The sequence below is a fragment of the Candidatus Latescibacter sp. genome, from assembly GCA_030692375.1.
Lineage (GTDB): Bacteria > Latescibacterota > Latescibacteria > Latescibacterales > Latescibacteraceae > JAUYCD01.
Window position 1 is genome coordinate 1 of record JAUYCD010000148.1, and the last position, 17447, is coordinate 17447.

The window sequence follows — 17447 nt, forward strand, 5'->3', positions numbered from 1 at the left end:
CAAGGTTCTTTTCACGGCTTCCGGAGTTATCCGTGTGCCCTTGAATCTCGATTTTCAGCATGGGATACTTTATCAGAAGTTCGGCCACTCCGTTCAGGGCATCATAGGATTCCACCGTGAGGGCGGTCTTCCCCAGATCGAAGTACACCTTGTTCAGCCGGATAAAACCTTCCTGCACCAGGATCTTTTCCTGCTCTTTCAGCGCACGTCCGAACTTGTCTATCGGAACGCCCCGGGGGGTGTTCGTCTCCAGGTCAAGGCCATCGGGGACCCCGTCGCCGTCGCTGTCTCGCGCCACTCCGAACCGATCCACTATAGCGCCTGAAGGGGTGTTGGGCTCTTTGTCGAGGCCGTCCGGCACACCGTCATGATCGCTGTCCATGCTTACCCCGAACTTATCCACGAGCGCGCCTTTGGGTGTGTTCGGCTCCTTGTCGAGGCCGTCCGGGACTCCGTCGCCGTCGCTGTCGATGCTGACTCCGTACTGGTCTACCAGAGCGCCTTTGGGAGTATTCGGCTCCTGATCGATGCCGTCGGGAACGCCGTCGCCGTCACTGTCGATGCTCACACCAAACCGGTCGACCCTTGCGCCGCGCGGGGTGTTCTTTCCCTTGTCAATAGCGTCGGGAACGCCGTCCCTGTCGGTGTCCAGAGTTACGCCCCACTTATCGACCGGATACCCCCTGGGGGTGTTCTGCTCATGGTCAATCTTATCGTTGACCCCGTCCTTGTCCGAATCGAAGAGAGAAAGGGCCACTCCGTAGAACGTTATCCCGGCGGCTACCTGGAACTGCTCTTTCGGATCGACCTGGTCGGCGATGTTGATTATTCCCACGATATCGAAAGTAACCGAGTTCGTCGCCCGCCATGAAATAGAGGGCGTTACCACGAAATAGTCACGGGTGTATTCCAGGTTCAATTTATTCTTGTCAAGATTGAGCGGGTTGCCAAGGTATGAGAAATTTCCGCTGTTCCGCAAGCCGTCGTAATACCGGTCGAGGTGGTTAACCGCCTGGAAAACGGTCTGGGGGGCGATCTTGTCGAATGTCCGGTTGTTTACCTCTATCCCGAACATCAGGTTTTTGGTCGGATGAATGTCAATGCCAAGCGCACCGACATACTGATCGTTATAGTATTTAGACCCGGAGAGGACATACCCCTGCTCCAGATGGAGACTGAGTGAACTCCCAAGGTCAAGCGTCTCGAGGAGGGATGCCTCGATGTCGGTTCCCTTGCGAGTCCAGCGGTAATCAAGGCCGTCGATCTGTTTCTGCGAGGTGTCGAATAACGCCCCAAGCTTTGTCGCAACCTGGAAGGGGTAATTCATATCGAAAGGGAAGCGGATTTTGAATCCCAGCCGGGACGAACCGATGTCGGAAGTCGGTTTACCATAAAGGAGATTGTAATTATAGGGCCTGGCATCATGGAAAAAATAACCTGCGGCGGTCAGGTCTACCTCATCGGTAAGTCCGATGGTGACCGGCAGGCCGACGATAGTTGTATAGTCTAATTTGTTCACTGTACTTAATCCCAGAGTTTGCCAGCCGACCGGATATTCCCGCTGCATGGCGAGCGATTGGACACTGATAACATAGGCGCCACGGCCAAACGTACGTGCGGACTGCATATTGAAAAGTCCGCGCCCGCCTTCCATGGCCTGTGAATATCCCATATTCCTTGATTCTGCCGTTGAATCGGACGCCATGCATAGTGTAAGAACGAGCGTGAGGAAAAATTCTCTAACAATCAGCCCCCGAATCTTCTTCCAGTGCATTTTTCTGCCTCCCTTAAATTATGTAAACTGAATTCTTCCCTTCCGCAGGTATAAAATGCCCGCTTGCGGGAGAGGGGGTCAAGGGGTGAGAGCAAGCGGCTCGCCATACCCGATGACCGTCACGTTTGCCCGGGGCGTGAGCGCCCCCTTCGAGCTTGAGGAGAAAGTGACGCGGTTCTTCCCCGTCGCCAGAATGGGAACCGCTCCCTGCGGTTTCACCTCGGTTATAAGCTGACCGTTAGGGCCGTATAGTTTGCAGTCTTCCGGAGAATAAAACTCAAGGTAGCTCCCGGATTGCATTTCCACCGGGAATACAAACTTCTTCCCTCCGATGGTAATTTCCGGGTTGCGCAGAGTATTTGACACCATGGGGAGAGCTTTGACCGGGCTGATGAAACAGCGCGCCTCTTTTCCGGCGGGGACATTGTTCATCCAGAGTCCGAAGGACTCCACTTTCCCAAAGTCAATGGTTTCGCGGTAGACATTGTACAGCCATTTGCCGTCGTTCCAGACATAATCGCTCCAGCGGGTGGACTCGGTTTCTACCAGCTCGCAATAGCGCCAGCCGGTGAAATCCACAGTGAGATAGCGGTCCGCGAGGGCGCCGTAAGAGATATTCTTCGGGCTCTCCAGCCGGAATCCAAGGATTTCACCCTGCCCGTCGCCATACACCCAAACACCGAGCGCCTGATTTCCGGAGAGGTTGAGCAGGGGCTGGAAATTCCTGTCCAGGCGCGTCCAGGAAGCATTGCGGGGGATTTTCCCGTTGCTCTGGACTGAGAGGAGACCGCTTGTCCCCCCCGCCTTCACCTGTTCAGTGGACATCCGGAATTCGAAGGCGAGACCGTCTGCGGCGCGGCGTTCCTGGCCGAATACATCAGGCTTCGTAAAATCGGTCAGCGTCACCGCGTCCGGGGCATCGTACTGCCCGGCGGACATGAGCGCCTCGATACGCAGTTTCACCGGCTGGGATGCACATGTATTATCAACTTGCCAGGCGCAGCTCGGATGTTTCAAACCCTCCACTTTGTGCACTGCGTAAAAGGCGGGCTTGAATCGCCATCGGCCATTGGGATCCTGGTAGAGGGTGAATTCTTTCCCCGGCTGGCGGAGTTTTTCTTTAACCGATTCGCCGAAGTAATTGGTGCGGCGGAGATCCTCATAGGTTTTCAGGATTGCCACAGCCCGCTGGAAAGCGGGAATTTTAATGAGGCTTTCACGGTCGATCGCACCGGTAAGAGATATGCCGGCGTCAAATCCGATGAGTTTGCAGCCAAGGTACGCGATGACATCGGAAAAGGACGGTTCGATCTGGGGAGGTGTAAAAATCTGGAAATTCCACCATCCCAGGTGCAGGGGCAGGAGCAGGCCTCCGTTGACTGAAGCGGCGTGCTGGTCGAGGAACCGCTTGTGCCCCCGGTTCGGATAGTCCCACGCCTGCCACCGTGAGCGGAACTGCCAGAAATGGTGCCACATGGCGCTCATTTCCATCCCGACCGGTTTCTTCAGGTTTTTGGCTATCTCGAATACGAATTTATCGGCATAATACCAGCAGTTCTCTCCGCCCCGGAGTATGGAACTGCCGTCGATGGCGTCCAGGTATACGCCATCGAAATCGCAGTAATTCACAATGTCAGCATGATTCTTGGCGATCTCGGCGAACAACGGCGAGTCTACATCGGGGACGAACAATCCGAAACATTCTTTCAGATGGCGGGCTTTCGCGCCCTGGGAGTGCGGAGCAGCTTTGGTGCCGAGCGCGCCCCGCTTGCAGCCCGTGAATTTGTAAGGCGGCTCGGATGTTACCCCGCCGAAGGTGACCAGCTCACCCCCGATATGAATCACCACGCTGTTGTGCTCGAAAAATCCGGTTATAGTGGTAATACCTTTGGTGGACTCGGTCACCGGAATTTCTGTCGCATCCGCAGGAATCGGCCCGGCCAGGGTGAACGTCCGGAATGCATCGAGATAAGGGCTGGGAACGGGAGTCACATATTTGGACTGCTTGTCGATAAAGAACGCATAGGTATGGAAAATCGAGGATATTCCCGCCTGGTGAAGCCGGGAAACGATGTTCTTGTAAGTATCCCAGCCCTGGGAAAATTTCTCCTTGTTGAGCGCAAAATCGCCGAATTTGAAAAAGGAGGCGCTCCCACCGTGATTGTCGATCTGGTTGATTCCGATACTCCTGGCCATCGCTATCCAGTCATCGACTGTCGACTCAGTCAGGCTGCCGAAGTTGAACAGGTAGGAGCCGTGATTGAACGGAATTTCCCGCGCCCAGGGACCGGCAACTGTGGAATAGGGCATGTCGCCGTCGCTGGTGAGCACCTCTCGGAGGGTCGGAAGAATGTCCCCCTGGGGAACACCGACCAGCGCGACTTTGGCCCCGGCCAGACCGAACTTCTGGTGGCAGGCCGCCCAGAGATGAGTCTGCAAGGCCGGAAGTTGGTCAACATGGGTGAACAGGTTCAGAGAGAGGGCGCAGGCGGCGAAAGGCTCTTCCGGCTTTCCTTTCAATGTGAGGGGGATATTCAAAAACACGAGCGATTCGATATCGCCGCCCCTGACCGATTCCACTTCCAGAACGATATACCGGCTCTTGACCGTGGTTTTCAGGAAAGCACTGATTCCCGAACCGGCAAACTCAAGAGATATCCTGCCGCCTTCCGCAGAAACCTTCGAAACGGTAAAGGTTTTCCCCTCCTTATTCACCTGGGCGCAGGAGGTGGGCTTCGAGTTGTCGCAGTAGTCTTTCCCCGTTTTCTTGTCGATGAAGGTGAGATTCTTGCCGTCCGGAGCGATTTCGTAGCGGAAACTGCCGTTTTCCAGAACCACCGAAGTCTGGGCGAATGTAATGGAAAAAAACGGTATGAACAGAATCGGGAAAATCAGCATGAGCTTTCGCATAACGCTTTCTCCATTTTAAGAGTCAGGAAGGAATTGCATTTCCCTGCCATCCTTTTTATACTTAACCATGCAAGATAATACACTTTTCGCTATGCAGGTACGGATTTCCTTCGAATAAGATGACTCTGCAAAAAGTATTAAAAAGTTCTCGGATTTATCGAAAACCTCACCCGGCCTTCGGCCACCCTCTCCTAATTAGGAGAGGGTAAAAACAAAGCGCATAATGAGTTACCCCCTCTCCTGACTAGGAGAGGGGGACAGGGGGTGAGGTAAAGAAATACCGCAAAATAATGTACAACTGACTTTTTGCTGGATCATCGTATAAGGATATTAAAATAATGGCTGCCGTTCTCTATAAAATTTTTTTTTCTATACTGGTTTTATGGCTGTTCCTGAGTCCTATTGAAAGCTTCGCCCGAGACACCCTCAAACTGGAATTGGACGGCACCTTCCTCAGCCGTTTCGTCTGGCGGGGAGAAATGTGGACCGACGACCCGGTGTACTGGCAGACGGTAACATTCCGCTACCGGGGATTCCGCTCCTACAACTTTTTTAATATCGACCTGACTGATATCAACCACGACAAATATGAATGCAATGAGTATGATTATATACTCGACTATACCTTTTCATTCTACCATTTCAGCATTGCGCCAGGTGTGCTGCGGTTCACATCGCCCACCAATTTCTTTGCAACCAGCACCAAAATCACCCTCGATGTGAAAACCGGCCTGCCGTTCCAGCCGCGCCTGCGAATCCGTATCGACCCTTATAAGTCGAGCGGCTCATATTACATCTTTTCTTTCGCCAGGACAATCTGGCTAAAAGAACCGGAAAGGTTCCTTACTATATATGGTTCTCTCGGAATGAGCCAGCCGCGGTATTACCGGAAGAATCTGGGCGACCGTATTGTATTGACCGATGCCCTCCTGGGTGTAAATGTACCGTTTAGTCTCGGCGGGGGATTCGTGCTCACTACGCTGATGGAATTCACCTCGCTCCTGGACAGTTCCGTGCGAAAAGCCCAGGATGAAAAAGGCGCCCGTAAGGATGCGGTAACATACGGAGTCACCTTATCACGACTGCTGGAATTCTGAATTTCAAGGCGCGTCCGGGCCGACATCGGTGGGAGTCAGCGGGCGGTACTTTTTCGGAGCCTGGGAGTATTCGTCCGCTCCCACATCGGTATTGAACTCGAACGGCCGCTTTTCGCTGTCCCTCAGGTCGCGGGGCTGGCCGTCCATGTCGGTATTGTCCACCCAGTGAATCCAGTACCACTGGGTTTTTTCCGCGCTGTCGATTGCGGGGCTGTCCGGCGAAAGCCGCCAGAGGCCGTCCGGCTCTCTCGCCAGTTTCGGGTCAACTACCCGCACCGACATTTCCGGCAAATCCCTCCCGATTTTGAACGCCCCCTTCGGATTCCAGAAAATGTTCCCCACCCAGCGGAAACCGGTCTCGCCGCCGCCCTTGATGAACTGAGGTGCTGAGCCGACCCCCAGAGCGGGGCCTCGTCACGGTTCGCGCCGAGGTCGGTGTCGCTGTCGAGCACACCGGGGACGCTGTGTTTCAGCGCCCGGTTGAAAAACGAGAATCCTTCCACGGTGACATAGGAGCATCCTTCCATAAAAAAAGCGTACTCGCCGGTGAACCGCGCTTTCCCCAAGTGTTTCGCGCGGATGATGATTGGGGCTTCGGCGGTTCCCTTCGCCTGGATCTTGAGCGCGCTGTCATCGAAACGATAATCCCCGTCCGCGGCCTCGATAATCGACCCGGGGAGAGCCCGTAAAACAGCAGCGCGGAACTGTTGCGCGGTGGAAACCTCGATGGTGTTCGAATTATGGAGAAAGCTTCCCGCGCATCCAATTACGATACAGGTAATCAACAGGAAAGGAAGAAAAATCCGGAAGAGTTTTTTCATAGGATTATCTTTGGGCGGGATTATTGATAAAAAGGATTTTCTTTCTATAGGGCTTAAAACTACAGCCCCCTAAATCCCCCAAAGGGGGACTTAAGTGCCTAAAATACAAAATGTAACTAATTTTTTCTGAATATGCTGCACCAACACGTTATTATCTTTTCTATGTTAAGTCCCCCTCCGGGGGATTTAGGGGGCTGCCTTCCAACAGTTTGCATAACTGTTTGTTTAATAATAATTTGATAAAATACTTATGTAACTTTATGAATATTCCGGGTTAGGCGATTCTGAGAAAGAATAGGGAAAACAGATTAAGAACTTATCCGTAAGAATTTTCACTCGTTTTAAGGTAGCCCCCTTTTCCTATTTATCGTTGTACTCCAGAAAGTTCAAAAACAGCTTCTTCGCGATTGCCGACTGCGGGCGCTTCGATTTCAGCTCCGGCACCAGGGAGAGGGTGCTAAGGATGATCCGCCCGTCACCGAACGGAATCCGTGAGACCGCGGTGAGGATGTCCTTACGGTTCTGGGCGGCGAGCGCGACCACCGTTTCGTTCCCGATGCGGCCCATGTTCAGCCCCCAGACATCGCTCCGGTAAAACACCTGGTATTCCCATCCCATGGACTGCGCGGTGGGAAGATCGGTCAGAAGGCTGCTCTTCCCCACAAACAGACGGCCCTGATTGCCCCAGCGGGCGCTTCCGGTATACTGGATGGCCTGGTAGGCGTAGATGTCGTCCAACTGCTGCGCCCAGAGGTCTGCGTGATCGAGCACAACCAGCGTGGCGCCGTTCTTCACCTGCTCCATGATCAGCCGGTACAGGGTGCGCGTAGACCGTCCGAAATCATGCGCTCCTACCACGATGTAATCCAGCTTGGGACTTTGCGGAGTGAACTCCGGGAGTATGATCCCCCGAGCCTCCTTCAGAAGAGAATTGACCGCCCCGGAGGTGTCCACCACTGCGCCTTTGCCCCTGAGGCCGGGACCGCTGAGGTAATCCACCGCGAATGCATCGTCCACGCCGGTGCATTTCACCCCGTCGCTGCCCGTAATCCGGGCGTTGAGCTTGTAGTAGCCGGGTTTGGCGACCGGAGGCATGGCAACACCTTCGACTAAAAGCTGCCCGAATTCCTCTCCTCCGAGGATTGTCACCGGGTAGGATTTGGTAAACACCGAATTCCCGCCGGGGTCTTTCATGTCCAGTTCAAGGGTTAGATTCCCCTTCAAATCCTTTTCATTCACGATATAGAGGTCAGCGACCGGCGCGGTTCCCCTGGGGAGAACCTTGTCGCGGATTTTGACCGCCACATACAGCGGCTGGTTATAGTACTTGATGATGGCGGGATCTCCGGTGGGGTTCCTGTACACATCGACTATGTCCGTGTGGGTGGCTTCGCAGGCCCAGCCGTTCAGATTATAGGCATCGATGACATTGGAAATACGGGCGTTTTCGATAATACGGCCGTGGAAATAGTGCATGTTCTTCCCCAGCGCGAGGGTGAGGGCGTCCACTGTGGGGAACGCCGCCCGGAATCCGCTCTCGTCGAGGAAACGGTCATAGGCGTTGAACCAATCGAGATGCTCGCGCTCCCGCCAGCCGTCCGAGGTTCCCTGGCTGTCGATGAATTCCTTGATTTTTCCGAGGCGGAACATGGTGCCGATCGCTCCCTCCTCGCCATAGAAGATGATCTCATCCTTGCGCACATGGTGGGTGGAATCGCCGTCCACGGTGTTCAGGCGCATGTAGTTACCGGGATTGCGGTAATAATCGTCCAGGTAGCCTGCCTCCCGGTTCCAGTGGTGCATGTCGAACCAGCCGTAGGTGTAGCCTTTCGGATCCGTCGGCTTATAGAAGAGTTTCATCGGGTCGTCCGGCTTGACCTGCCAGGCGGGATAGCTTCGGTCACGGTCTCCGGTGTAGATGAGAATGCGGGTAGGGTCGAGTTTCCGTACCCGGGCCATGTTGCTCATGTCATCCGCATCCGGGGGATTCTGGTCTTCGTTCTTGAGCATGTAGGCCACAAGGGAAGGCGAAGAGCGGTCGCGCATGACAAACCGGAAGAGCTTCTTACGGCGCATGGCGAGGGTGACCGGATCCATGAATGGCTTGCCGCGATCGTCGTTGCAGCGGTAGCCCGCCGATTCCCCGGTGGAGAGCAGCCCCGCCTCCTCGCAGGCGGAGAGGAGGTTCTGATGGCCGATGGCGTTATGGAACGCGACCGTGTTGAATCCCATCTGAATGGCGACCTCCACATCCTTCCTGGCCCATTCCGGGGTGGGAAACATGCCGTTCCCGGGCCAGAAACCACGGTTCACCGCGGCCATCATGAATATCCGCCTGCCGTTCAGGTACATCCGGTAGTCGCCGTCCTTCATGGAGATATCGAACCAGCGGAACCCGAACCGGCGGGTCATGGTGTCGAGCGCCGCGCCGTCGGCGCCTTTGAACGTCACCGAGGCGACATAAAGGTGCGGGTCGAGGAGGTCCCAAAGCTCAGCCTTCGGCGCTTTCACATACAGGGAAATCTCTTTGCCGGAAGCCGGAACCGTGGCTGAGACGCTCTTTGTGAACACTACATTCGACGGATTCTTCCACTCGTGGACGACCAGGGAAACAGTCCCTTTCTTCTCAGCACCGGAGGAATTCCCCAGCATAACGAATACATCGGCCTCTTTTGCCTGCGGTTTGTTCAGGACATAGATGTCATCTACATGCACCGTATCCACCGCTTTCAGGGTCACCGCGCCGGTGATGCCCCCGAACCCGTGGACAGCCGGGATCATGTACTTTCCCCAGGGAAATGTCACATGCGCCGGCCAACTGAAATTCCCGATCGGATCGGTGATGCGGACATCCAGGCGGTTCTCCCCGCCGAACACCGCCGCCGGGGTGGCGTCCGCCTCGAACGGGGTGTTCCCGATGACATCGTATCCCACGAGCTTCCGGTTCACATACACCTCGGTGCGCAGGTTGGCCGATTCGAACGCCAGGAATATCTTTTTCCCCTTGAGCGCTGGATCAAGGGTGAATTTCGTGCTCCACCAGGAAACGCCGCGATAGTCGCCTGCGATGCCGACCGGGTTGCCGGGGGCGCTCCAGTAATACTCCTCGACCGTTCCGGGAACGGTCACCTTTTTGCCGTTCTGGGCGTCCAGACGCTCCCAGCCGCATGTGGGCGGATTGGAGGGAATCTTCGAGTAATCAATGGGCGGCAGGAATACTTCGTCATCCGTCCAGGAGGCGCTCCGGTCCAACCAGAGCTGCCAGCCCACCCCGGAAAGGGTTTTCTCAGAGTGCCCCGGAGCGGCGTGGGAGAGAGTATAACCGGAAACCAGCAGCACCAGAAAGAGCACAATACTTTTTCGAGCGATAGCCATGGGATACACGGTGCGCAATCCTTTCGACAGGAGGTTGACCTTTAGAGAATTTATGGATGCGGATTAATATACTAGAAATGGAAGAGGATTCAAGGAGAGAAAGAAAAAGGCCCTGAGAAGGACGCTTTTCGGAAACGAAAAGGAGGGAGCAACTATACAAAAAGGATAAAGGCGTAAATAACATGTGCTTGTTGTGCCGCCTTTAAAAGCTCTGCGCTCCTTGCTTATGAAGTCATAACCACGGGCATGAGTCGTACACTTCAGGGCGTCGGCTCTATCTCTTTGTCAGACAAATAGGAATCACCGAAGGCGTTCTTCAACCTCTTCTAACGATATCGTCTTCTGATCCTGTTTTAATGAATCAAGGAGCGCCAGGAAGGTGTGATTCCGACGTAACAATTCTACCTCTGTCGCGAACTCGCCGACTTTCCAAACCGCTGGAATTTGTCCGCTTGTAAGTTCTTCAAAAATTTCTTTCAAGTTCTCTTTTAATCTCTATGGGTTAAATTCCCCGCCGCTTGCGGCGTTTGAAAAGAATAAACCTAACAAGATACCCCGCTGCTTGCGGCGGGGAGTTTCATTTCAGTAAGCGTTTCACCCTGTGTTCGGTAGTCAGGATATTCCTCTAACCACCCGATCCACATATCGTCTTCTTTGTAGTAAATGAATTTTGTTTTCATTCATTATAGCCGCGAAAAATACAAAAACCGCGCCGGTTCATCGGTGGGATTGATGTTGGAATGGGGCGTAAAACCGGTAGGCGGTATCTTGTAAGCCGTGCCGGGATACTGCCAGCGTATCTCCTTGCCGAGGAATGCCAGATTTTTCCCTTCCAGAACCAGCCAGACCTCCTCGGTTCCCGGACCGTGGCTGTGCGGCTGGCCGATGCTCATCGGCTCGAAGGTGATATAGTTCACCGCTTTGATCGTTGCAAGGCCGTCCTGTGTGGTCAGCACATTCTTTCCGTTATGGCTCCAATGCATTTTTAGATAGCCGCTGTCACGGTAGGGCATGGTTTTCTCGTCTTTTACCACCAGCTCCTTTTTCGGAGTGAATCCGGCGGGAACCGGTTCATTGATGAGATACATGACCAGGAGATTGTCGCCGGTGTTGGCCATTGTAAATTCCAGACCTTCCGGAACCAGGATGAAAATGCCGCTCCGCAGTTCTGTCGTTTTTCCCGCTGTTTTGATTATCCCTTTCCCGGACTCGATAAAAAACACTTCCTGTTCCCCCTTCAGCCTGGTGGGAGTAGTAACCGCCTGTGGATCGATAGTCGCCCGTGAGAAGCGGTTGGCCTGGGTGAGCACCGCCCCTTTTCTTGCCGGTTTCAGCGGGTCGCCGGTGGACCTGGTCAGGACTGCCCGTTCGGTGATGGAGCCGTGGGTGTTAAACGGGATGGAATTCTGCCAGCTCCCCAGGAAAAGATCGATATCGGGGTCCTTCTGGGGATCGAGAGGTGCGGGGTCAAGCTGGTTCTGGGCAAAAGCGCCGGCAGAACCGACCAAAAGGAGGAGAAACAAGAATGAGAATTGTTTAGGGGACATCGGGTTCTTCCGGTGTGAAAAAAACCTCACCCGGCCTTCGGCCACCCTCTCCTATCCAGGAGAGGGTAAAGACATAGCCACTAATGAGTTACCACCTCTCCTGACTAGGAGAGGGGGATAGGGGGTGAGGTTTATAACATTAGGAAATAATGTAATATTTACTTTTTGCCGGTTCATCATTTTATTCCCGGATACTATTTATTCCTTGCGCAGGACGCAGAATACCCCTCCGAGTTCACCGGTGAGCGGGATTCCTTTGGGGACAGGCCGGAATTTCTGATCGTAGACGGCAACGAGAGCAAATCCCCCCAGCCTGCAGTATGATCGGAAATCTTCATCGTACCAAAGCCTTAAGCGGTGTTTTTCCTCGAAAGAAAATTGTGTTCCATTGTCACGGACTCCCATGTTCAAAACCACGTTCCTGATTTTGTTTTCACGGTCATAGCAGTCCAGCTTCCAGGATACATCAATTTTCATCGCCCCTTTGTTCACTGTCCAGGTTTCATAAGGGTATTTCTCGTATTCCAGATCGTTGCAGGCAAAAAAGAGCTCGACAATGTACAACCCGCCCCGGTTTACCGTTTCAGACATGATGCTGAAATGGCTGGCAAGACTCTCGTCTGTCACACAATAGCTAAGACTGCTGATAAGCGTGATGGCGGCATCGAATTTCCTGTCGAACCGTATGGACTGCATGTCGCCCTCCACCACTAAGGCGAGGTCGAGGGTACCATGTCGTATGATTGCGGCCTTCGCGAATTCCACCATGCTCCTTTCGATATCATACCCGATGATCCTGTAGCCTTTTTTTGCGAAACCTACGAGAAACATTCCTGAACCGCAGGCAGCCTCAAGGATAGACGTAACTGGTAGCGCCGCATGGTTTCTAAAACAGTCCTGCAGGAAATCTATTTCTCCGGAAATATCGCGGTCATAGGTAAAGGCGATGTCGTAGTATTCCGGAAGTTTATAAAGTTGCGGGGGTTCAGCATGCTGGACCCCTACTTTGGTATGCACTAAGATTCCTTTTTTAAAATTCTGAATATGATTCCGGGAAAAAATCCCCCCGCCGCATAAAGCGGCGACCCCCTTATTAAGTGGGTAAAAGCTGCCTGCCAAAATGATTCCCCCCTTACTAAGGGGGGATGTCCGAAGGACTGGGGGGATCCGTCAGAACTCGGGAAAGAAAATGCAAATATAATAACATCTAAGCAGTTATAAAAGAGATTTATAAGGAAGTGATTATTGTTGTTTATCAAGCTTTGAGAGCTTGTATTGGAGGGAAGAGCGGGGGATTCCGAGGATTTCAGCAGCCTGAGAAAGATTCCCGTTTGAGCTTGAGAGCGCCCAGTTGATTATTCGGTTTTCCATATCGAAAATTGTTTGTTCCAGATTGAGCGATTGAATTCCAATGAATGATATGGATACCGGACCTTCAGGCGCATAGGGAGATAAGAGTTCCGGTATATCGTGCACATCCAATTCGTTGCCGGTGCTGAAAATAACGGTCCTTTCAAGAATGTGTTCAAGTTCTCTGACATTACCGGGCCAGTTGTAATGCTCCAGTTTTTCCAGAGCGGCAGGTGTTATGGTCAGATGGCCGCGGTTCAGCTTGAATACCAGGCGCTTGAGGAAATAATTTACCAGTATGGGGATATCCCCCGCTCGGCCTCGGAGCGGAGGGATAGAGAGCGGAACAACGTTGAGACGATAGTAGAGATCTTCTCTGAACGCGCCGGCTTTAACCAGCGCTGCGAGTGAACGTTTCGTGGCGGCGATGACACGTACATTAACCCTGACCGACCCCGTTCCTCCCACCCGCTCTAAGGATCGCTCCTGGAGGACCCGAAGCAGTTTAACCTGAATATCGAGGGGAACATCATCGATATCATCCAGAAAGATCGTACCGCCGTGAGCAAGCTCAAACCTGCCGAGTCTCCGCCGGACAGCGCCTGTGAAAGCGCCCGGCTCATAACCGAAAAGTTCGGCTTCCACCAGTTCCCTGGGCAGCACGGCGCATGAAACGGGAATGAAAGGGGCCGAGGCGCGAAACGAAGTTTCGTGAATGATTCGTGCGACCAGTTCCTTCCCCGTTCCGCTCTCGCCCTCGATAAGAACCGTTGTATCCGTTCCTGAAATGGCATGGATACGGGCGAGGATTGTCCGTATCGGTTCTGAATCGCCGACGAAACTGGTTTCTTCTCTCCCCGTGCGGAGCTGCTGTCGAAGAATTTCATTCTCGTTTTCCAGATGGATGTATTTGCGCAGCCTGTCCAGTTTCAAGAGAAGTTCTTCCGTGGAAAAAGGTTTTTGCAGATAATCGAAAGCGCCCAGTTTCATCGCATCCACAGCCGTTTCTACAGTGCCGTAAGCGGTCATCACCAGTACCTGCTGTTCGGGATTATGTTCTTTCACCTCTTTAAGAAATGAAATTCCATCCTGGCCGGGCATGCAGAGATCGGTAAGTATGACATCAAAATTGGTTTTTTTAAGATGCGGTTCCGCTTCCAGCGGATTGGACACCGCAACAGCAGAATATCCGGCTTCCCGAAGTTCTTCTTCCAGAATAGACCGCTTTATCGGTTCATCATCGACTATGAGAATAGTTCCCTTTTGTTCAGACAAGGCTGCAATCCTTCTGGTAAACCCTTGGAATTTTAATTTCGAACCGGGCCCCTCCAAGGGATGATGGCCGGGAAGACAGCACCAAATCGCCGCCGCCGGCCCGAATAAGCTGACGGGAAATCGGCAGTCCTAATCCGGTGCCCCTTCCCGAAGGTTTTGTAGTATAGAATAATTCAAATATTTTCTCTTCGCTTTCCTGCGGAATACCGGCGCCATTATCTTCAACGGATATATATACCCATTTGGCGTCGCATACTGCCTCGATGAATATTTCCGGTGCATCCTTTTCTTTCACCGCTTCGACCGCATTAAGGACCAGATTCAGCAAGGCCTGAACCATTGCCGGTTTATTGCATAAACATGTACAGGTTCCGGGTTTATGCCATGTCAGCTTTATTTTCCGGAATTTCAACTTCCCCTGCATCATTACTTCAAGAGTGTCGACGATGTCTGAGGTCATGCAAACTTCCGCCGTAGCTATAGTGCCCGAGCGGGCAAACATCAGCATGTTCTCGATCACCTCATTGATCCGCTCCAGTCCCTCGTGAATCATGGGGAGAAATTTGGTCTGGCGCTCGCTTTTTACCGATTCCGCTTCCAGATATCGAACACACTCCAGCATACCGTCAAGGGGGTTGCGAATCTCATGGGTAAGACCCGCGGCCATTTCGCCGAGGGCCGATAAACGTTCTGTATGGATCATTTTCTTCTGGATTACCGCCCGCTCATGCTCTAGCGTATTAAGGCGGCGCACCATTTCATTAAAACCATGGGCCAGTGACTCGATTTCCCGCGTTCCCTTGAGCTCGAGCGCAGTTTCGGGTGTTTTTTCAGGAGTAAACCGGGAGACTTCCCTTTCCAGGATATTGATCGGCCGGCTTACTTTTACTGAAACAAACCATGCTCCGGCAAAAATCAAAATCAAAGCTCCGGTCATTCCGATGCTCAATACAATAAACAAATGGGTCAAACTCTCCAGGGCATGTTTTCTCGAAAACCCGATATGCAGCCAACCCAATTGACCGGACATGATGGGAACGGAAACATCTAATATGGGACCTTCGCCGGTCCGGAATCTCAAAACCTGTTTTCTGTTATTCTTCAATATTTTCTGTAATTCAAGCGGGAACCCGTTCTTAAAGGTATGGGAAATAATACCGCCGCCGGAATCTTCGATACACATATAGGTTATGTTCTGATCGGTCGAAGCAGCTTTTTCCATGGCCTCCATGAGTGATACCCTGTCGCCTACCAGCAGTTGATCAATAACCTGGCTGGCAATGATTCTGGCAAGACTTTGACTTTTATCCTCCATAATGCGTTCGTTAAGCTGCATAATGCTGACAATAAAATAAATCCCCAGAGGCAATAAGAGTACCGCTAACACCCCGGTTCCCAACCACATCAATAATTGATTCAGAGACCAGCGGCTGAAATTCAATTTTTCTCTCTTATCTGTTCGTAGCGTTTATAAAGCTTTAAAGCGGAAAGATAGTCTTTTTCCCGCGCTGGAACAAACCGTTTAATTCCGATTGACGCAAGAATAGCTCTGCCTTCCGGGTCCTTGTCCAGATTTAAAAATGCATTTTTCAGGGAATCTGCAAAAGTATACCGCAGATGATTCGAAACTATCACCGGCGGGGGACCAAAGGTTTCACTCGACCAGATTTCTCTCAACCGCTCTTTCAACGAAGGATCTTCACGTTTCGCCGATTCCCATACTATTGAATGGACAGCGGCGGCGTTCACAATTCCTCGATCCACCGCAAAGATGGAACGATCATGGCTGCCGGTGAAAATGATGTTTTTAAAAAAATTGTCGGGATTGATATTTTGTTCTTTCAGCATCACGTAGGGAATGACATACCCGGTAAAAGACTCCGAATCGGAAAAGCCTATTGACATACCCCGTAAATCCATCACTGATTTTACTGCGCTCCCTCTGGGAACGATGATTACGGAATGATATTGTTCCCCGTTGACAAATTCAGGCTCAACAAGGAGTCTTATGCTCCCGCTTGACAAGGTGAATACATAAGGACCTGTGCAAACAAACGCAACATCGATCTCATGTGTTTCCAATGCCCGGCGGAGAGCTTTGTACGAGGATTTGAGAATTATGGATTCCCGAAGACCAACATTCCTGGCGATTCGCTCAACCAGGTCCTGATACATAGAAAATGTAGACTCGACGCTCCACATCGTTGCCACAGCAAAACGGAGAGAAGATACATTTTGGCTGTATACCTGTGTTTTCAGCCCAATGGGCGACCGGACCGAAAAATTAACGTAAGGTTCATGGTTTTTAACAAGGTAATGGAGAAGTACGAGAGAACAGAGAATAATAACGGTAAAAGCTATTCCGGCGATGACTGTTTTGTATTTTTGATGAAACATACAGGTATCGCTTTCTATGAGCTATGCAGCATAAAGTTGAATCATGGATTTAAACATGACGACCAATTTTATTGCGTTTCATTTCAACATAGATGCCGAAACAAGTTCGGCATGACACGTGTCATCCTGAACTCGTTTCAGGATCTAAACACTCAAAATATGCTCAATTATTAATGTCGTCATATTTATTTACCAAAACCCGCCCCTCAGAAATGAATTTTTCGTATAAGATAACGGCACTAAAATATACGGATAAAAGGGGAAGTGTGATAGGAAAAATTACCGGATTGCGGGAGAATGGGAGGATGTGTGGTTTGGAATGTCGTCATAACTGGTGAGCCCGGAAGGAATCGAACCTTCGACCCTCGGCTTAAAAGGCCGGTGCTCTACCGGACTGAGCTACGGGCCCACCGCTTTTGGCTAACAAAAAAGTAATATCAATTTTCTATAAGAGCCAATTGCAAAAGTAGTTTTTAAATGAAAAAATGATAAGTTTTTATTACTTCAGCCCCCTTACCCTCAGTCCCTTTCCCCCGAAGGGGGCAAGGGAAGTCGTCGCTCCACAGTCTGTTCCTGCCCCCTCCGGGGGAAGGATGTCCGAAGGACAGAAAGGGGGCTGCTTCAAATATCGACTTTTGCAATTAGCTCAGATATATAATATATAAGAAAAAATTTTACAGTCAAACCAAAAATCTCCAGATCAGCCAAGATATCAACGGTTCTTTCTTTCAGAGCGCAAAGCCTTTATTCGGAAACTTTCGCAACCAGCTTGCGAATTCCGCCCATCACCTGCTCTTCCACTTTTTCGGAAAAAGGTCCGGAAAACTGGGTGTCCATCAGGGCTTCGCCGCCTTCGTATCCGCCTTCTTTGAGTATTTTCAAAGTAGGCAGGTAACCGAAC

11 protein-coding genes and 1 tRNA gene are annotated in these 17447 nt (G+C 51.9%); 1 reads left to right on the plus strand and 11 read right to left on the minus strand.

Annotated features, from left to right (window positions below; genetic code table 11):
- Positions 1–1774, minus strand: a 1774-nt coding sequence (locus Q8O92_09090; protein MDP2983470.1) for a hypothetical protein, incomplete at its 3' end; no start/stop codon positions are given.
- Positions 1775–1852: 78 nt separating this feature from the next.
- Positions 1853–4684, minus strand: a complete 2832-nt coding sequence (locus Q8O92_09095) for a hypothetical protein (GenBank protein MDP2983471.1) — start codon at positions 4682–4684, stop codon at positions 1853–1855.
- Between the two features lie 338 nt (positions 4685–5022).
- On the opposite strand from Q8O92_09095, the gene Q8O92_09100 reads away from it, so the two are divergent.
- The gene (locus Q8O92_09100; protein MDP2983472.1) at positions 5023–5781 is read left to right on the plus strand and encodes a hypothetical protein; all 759 of its coding nucleotides are present in this window, start codon (positions 5023–5025) and stop codon (positions 5779–5781) included.
- Positions 5782–5784: 3 nt separating this feature from the next.
- Here Q8O92_09100 and Q8O92_09105 read toward each other — a convergent pair whose 3' ends face one another.
- The 9 genes from Q8O92_09105 to Q8O92_09145 all read right to left on the minus strand — a co-directional run bounded on the left by Q8O92_09105 (position 5785) and on the right by Q8O92_09145 (position 16955).
- Complete coding sequence (locus Q8O92_09105; GenBank protein MDP2983473.1) at positions 5785–6072, minus strand: hypothetical protein; 288 nt, start codon at positions 6070–6072, stop codon at positions 5785–5787.
- Positions 6048–6602: a chondroitinase-B domain-containing protein gene (locus Q8O92_09110; protein MDP2983474.1), complete on the minus strand. Its 555-nt coding sequence runs from the start codon at positions 6600–6602 to the stop codon at positions 6048–6050. The genes Q8O92_09105 and Q8O92_09110 overlap by 25 nt, the downstream gene beginning before the upstream one ends.
- A 360-nt stretch (positions 6603–6962) precedes the next feature.
- Positions 6963–9977, minus strand: a complete 3015-nt coding sequence (locus Q8O92_09115) for a glycoside hydrolase family 2 TIM barrel-domain containing protein (protein MDP2983475.1) — start codon at positions 9975–9977, stop codon at positions 6963–6965.
- 683 nt (positions 9978–10660) lie between these two features.
- Positions 10661–11524, minus strand: a complete 864-nt coding sequence (locus Q8O92_09120) for a cupin domain-containing protein (protein MDP2983476.1) — start codon at positions 11522–11524, stop codon at positions 10661–10663.
- A 198-nt stretch (positions 11525–11722) separates the two neighbouring features.
- Positions 11723–12541, minus strand: coding sequence for a class I SAM-dependent methyltransferase (locus tag Q8O92_09125; protein ID MDP2983477.1), 819 nt, complete (start codon positions 12539–12541; stop codon positions 11723–11725).
- 225 nt (positions 12542–12766) lie between these two features.
- Positions 12767–14149, minus strand: coding sequence for a sigma-54 dependent transcriptional regulator (locus Q8O92_09130; GenBank protein ID MDP2983478.1), 1383 nt, complete (start codon positions 14147–14149; stop codon positions 12767–12769).
- Complete coding sequence (locus tag Q8O92_09135) at positions 14142–15464, minus strand: ATP-binding protein (protein ID MDP2983479.1); 1323 nt, start codon at positions 15462–15464, stop codon at positions 14142–14144. The genes Q8O92_09130 and Q8O92_09135 overlap by 8 nt, the downstream gene beginning before the upstream one ends.
- A gap of 122 nt (positions 15465–15586) precedes the next feature.
- Positions 15587–16546 carry a phosphate/phosphite/phosphonate ABC transporter substrate-binding protein gene (gene phnD / locus Q8O92_09140; GenBank protein MDP2983480.1) on the minus strand — a complete coding sequence of 320 codons (960 nt, stop codon included), beginning with the start codon at positions 16544–16546 and terminating at the stop codon, positions 15587–15589.
- A 332-nt stretch (positions 16547–16878) separates the two neighbouring features.
- A tRNA-Lys gene (locus Q8O92_09145) sits at positions 16879–16955 on the minus strand.
- Between the last annotated feature and the right edge of the window lie 492 nt (positions 16956–17447).

Bases quoted from the DNA above. Each gene is read 5' to 3' on its own strand.
- Q8O92_09095 (MDP2983471.1), bottom strand. From the start codon at position 4,684: ATGCGAAAGCTCATGCTGATTTTCCCGATTCTGTTCATACCGTTTTTT.
- Q8O92_09100 (MDP2983472.1), top strand. From the start codon at position 5,023: ATGGCTGCCGTTCTCTATAAAATTTTTTTTTCTATACTGGTTTTATGG.
- Q8O92_09110 (MDP2983474.1), bottom strand. From the start codon at position 6,602: ATGAAAAAACTCTTCCGGATTTTTCTTCCTTTCCTGTTGATTACCTGT.
- Q8O92_09115 (MDP2983475.1), bottom strand. From the start codon at position 9,977: ATGGCTATCGCTCGAAAAAGTATTGTGCTCTTTCTGGTGCTGCTGGTT.
- Q8O92_09120 (MDP2983476.1), bottom strand. From the start codon at position 11,524: ATGTCCCCTAAACAATTCTCATTCTTGTTTCTCCTCCTTTTGGTCGGT.
- Q8O92_09135 (MDP2983479.1), bottom strand. From the start codon at position 15,464: ATGGAGGATAAAAGTCAAAGTCTTGCCAGAATCATTGCCAGCCAGGTT.
- phnD (MDP2983480.1), bottom strand. From the start codon at position 16,546: ATGTTTCATCAAAAATACAAAACAGTCATCGCCGGAATAGCTTTTACC.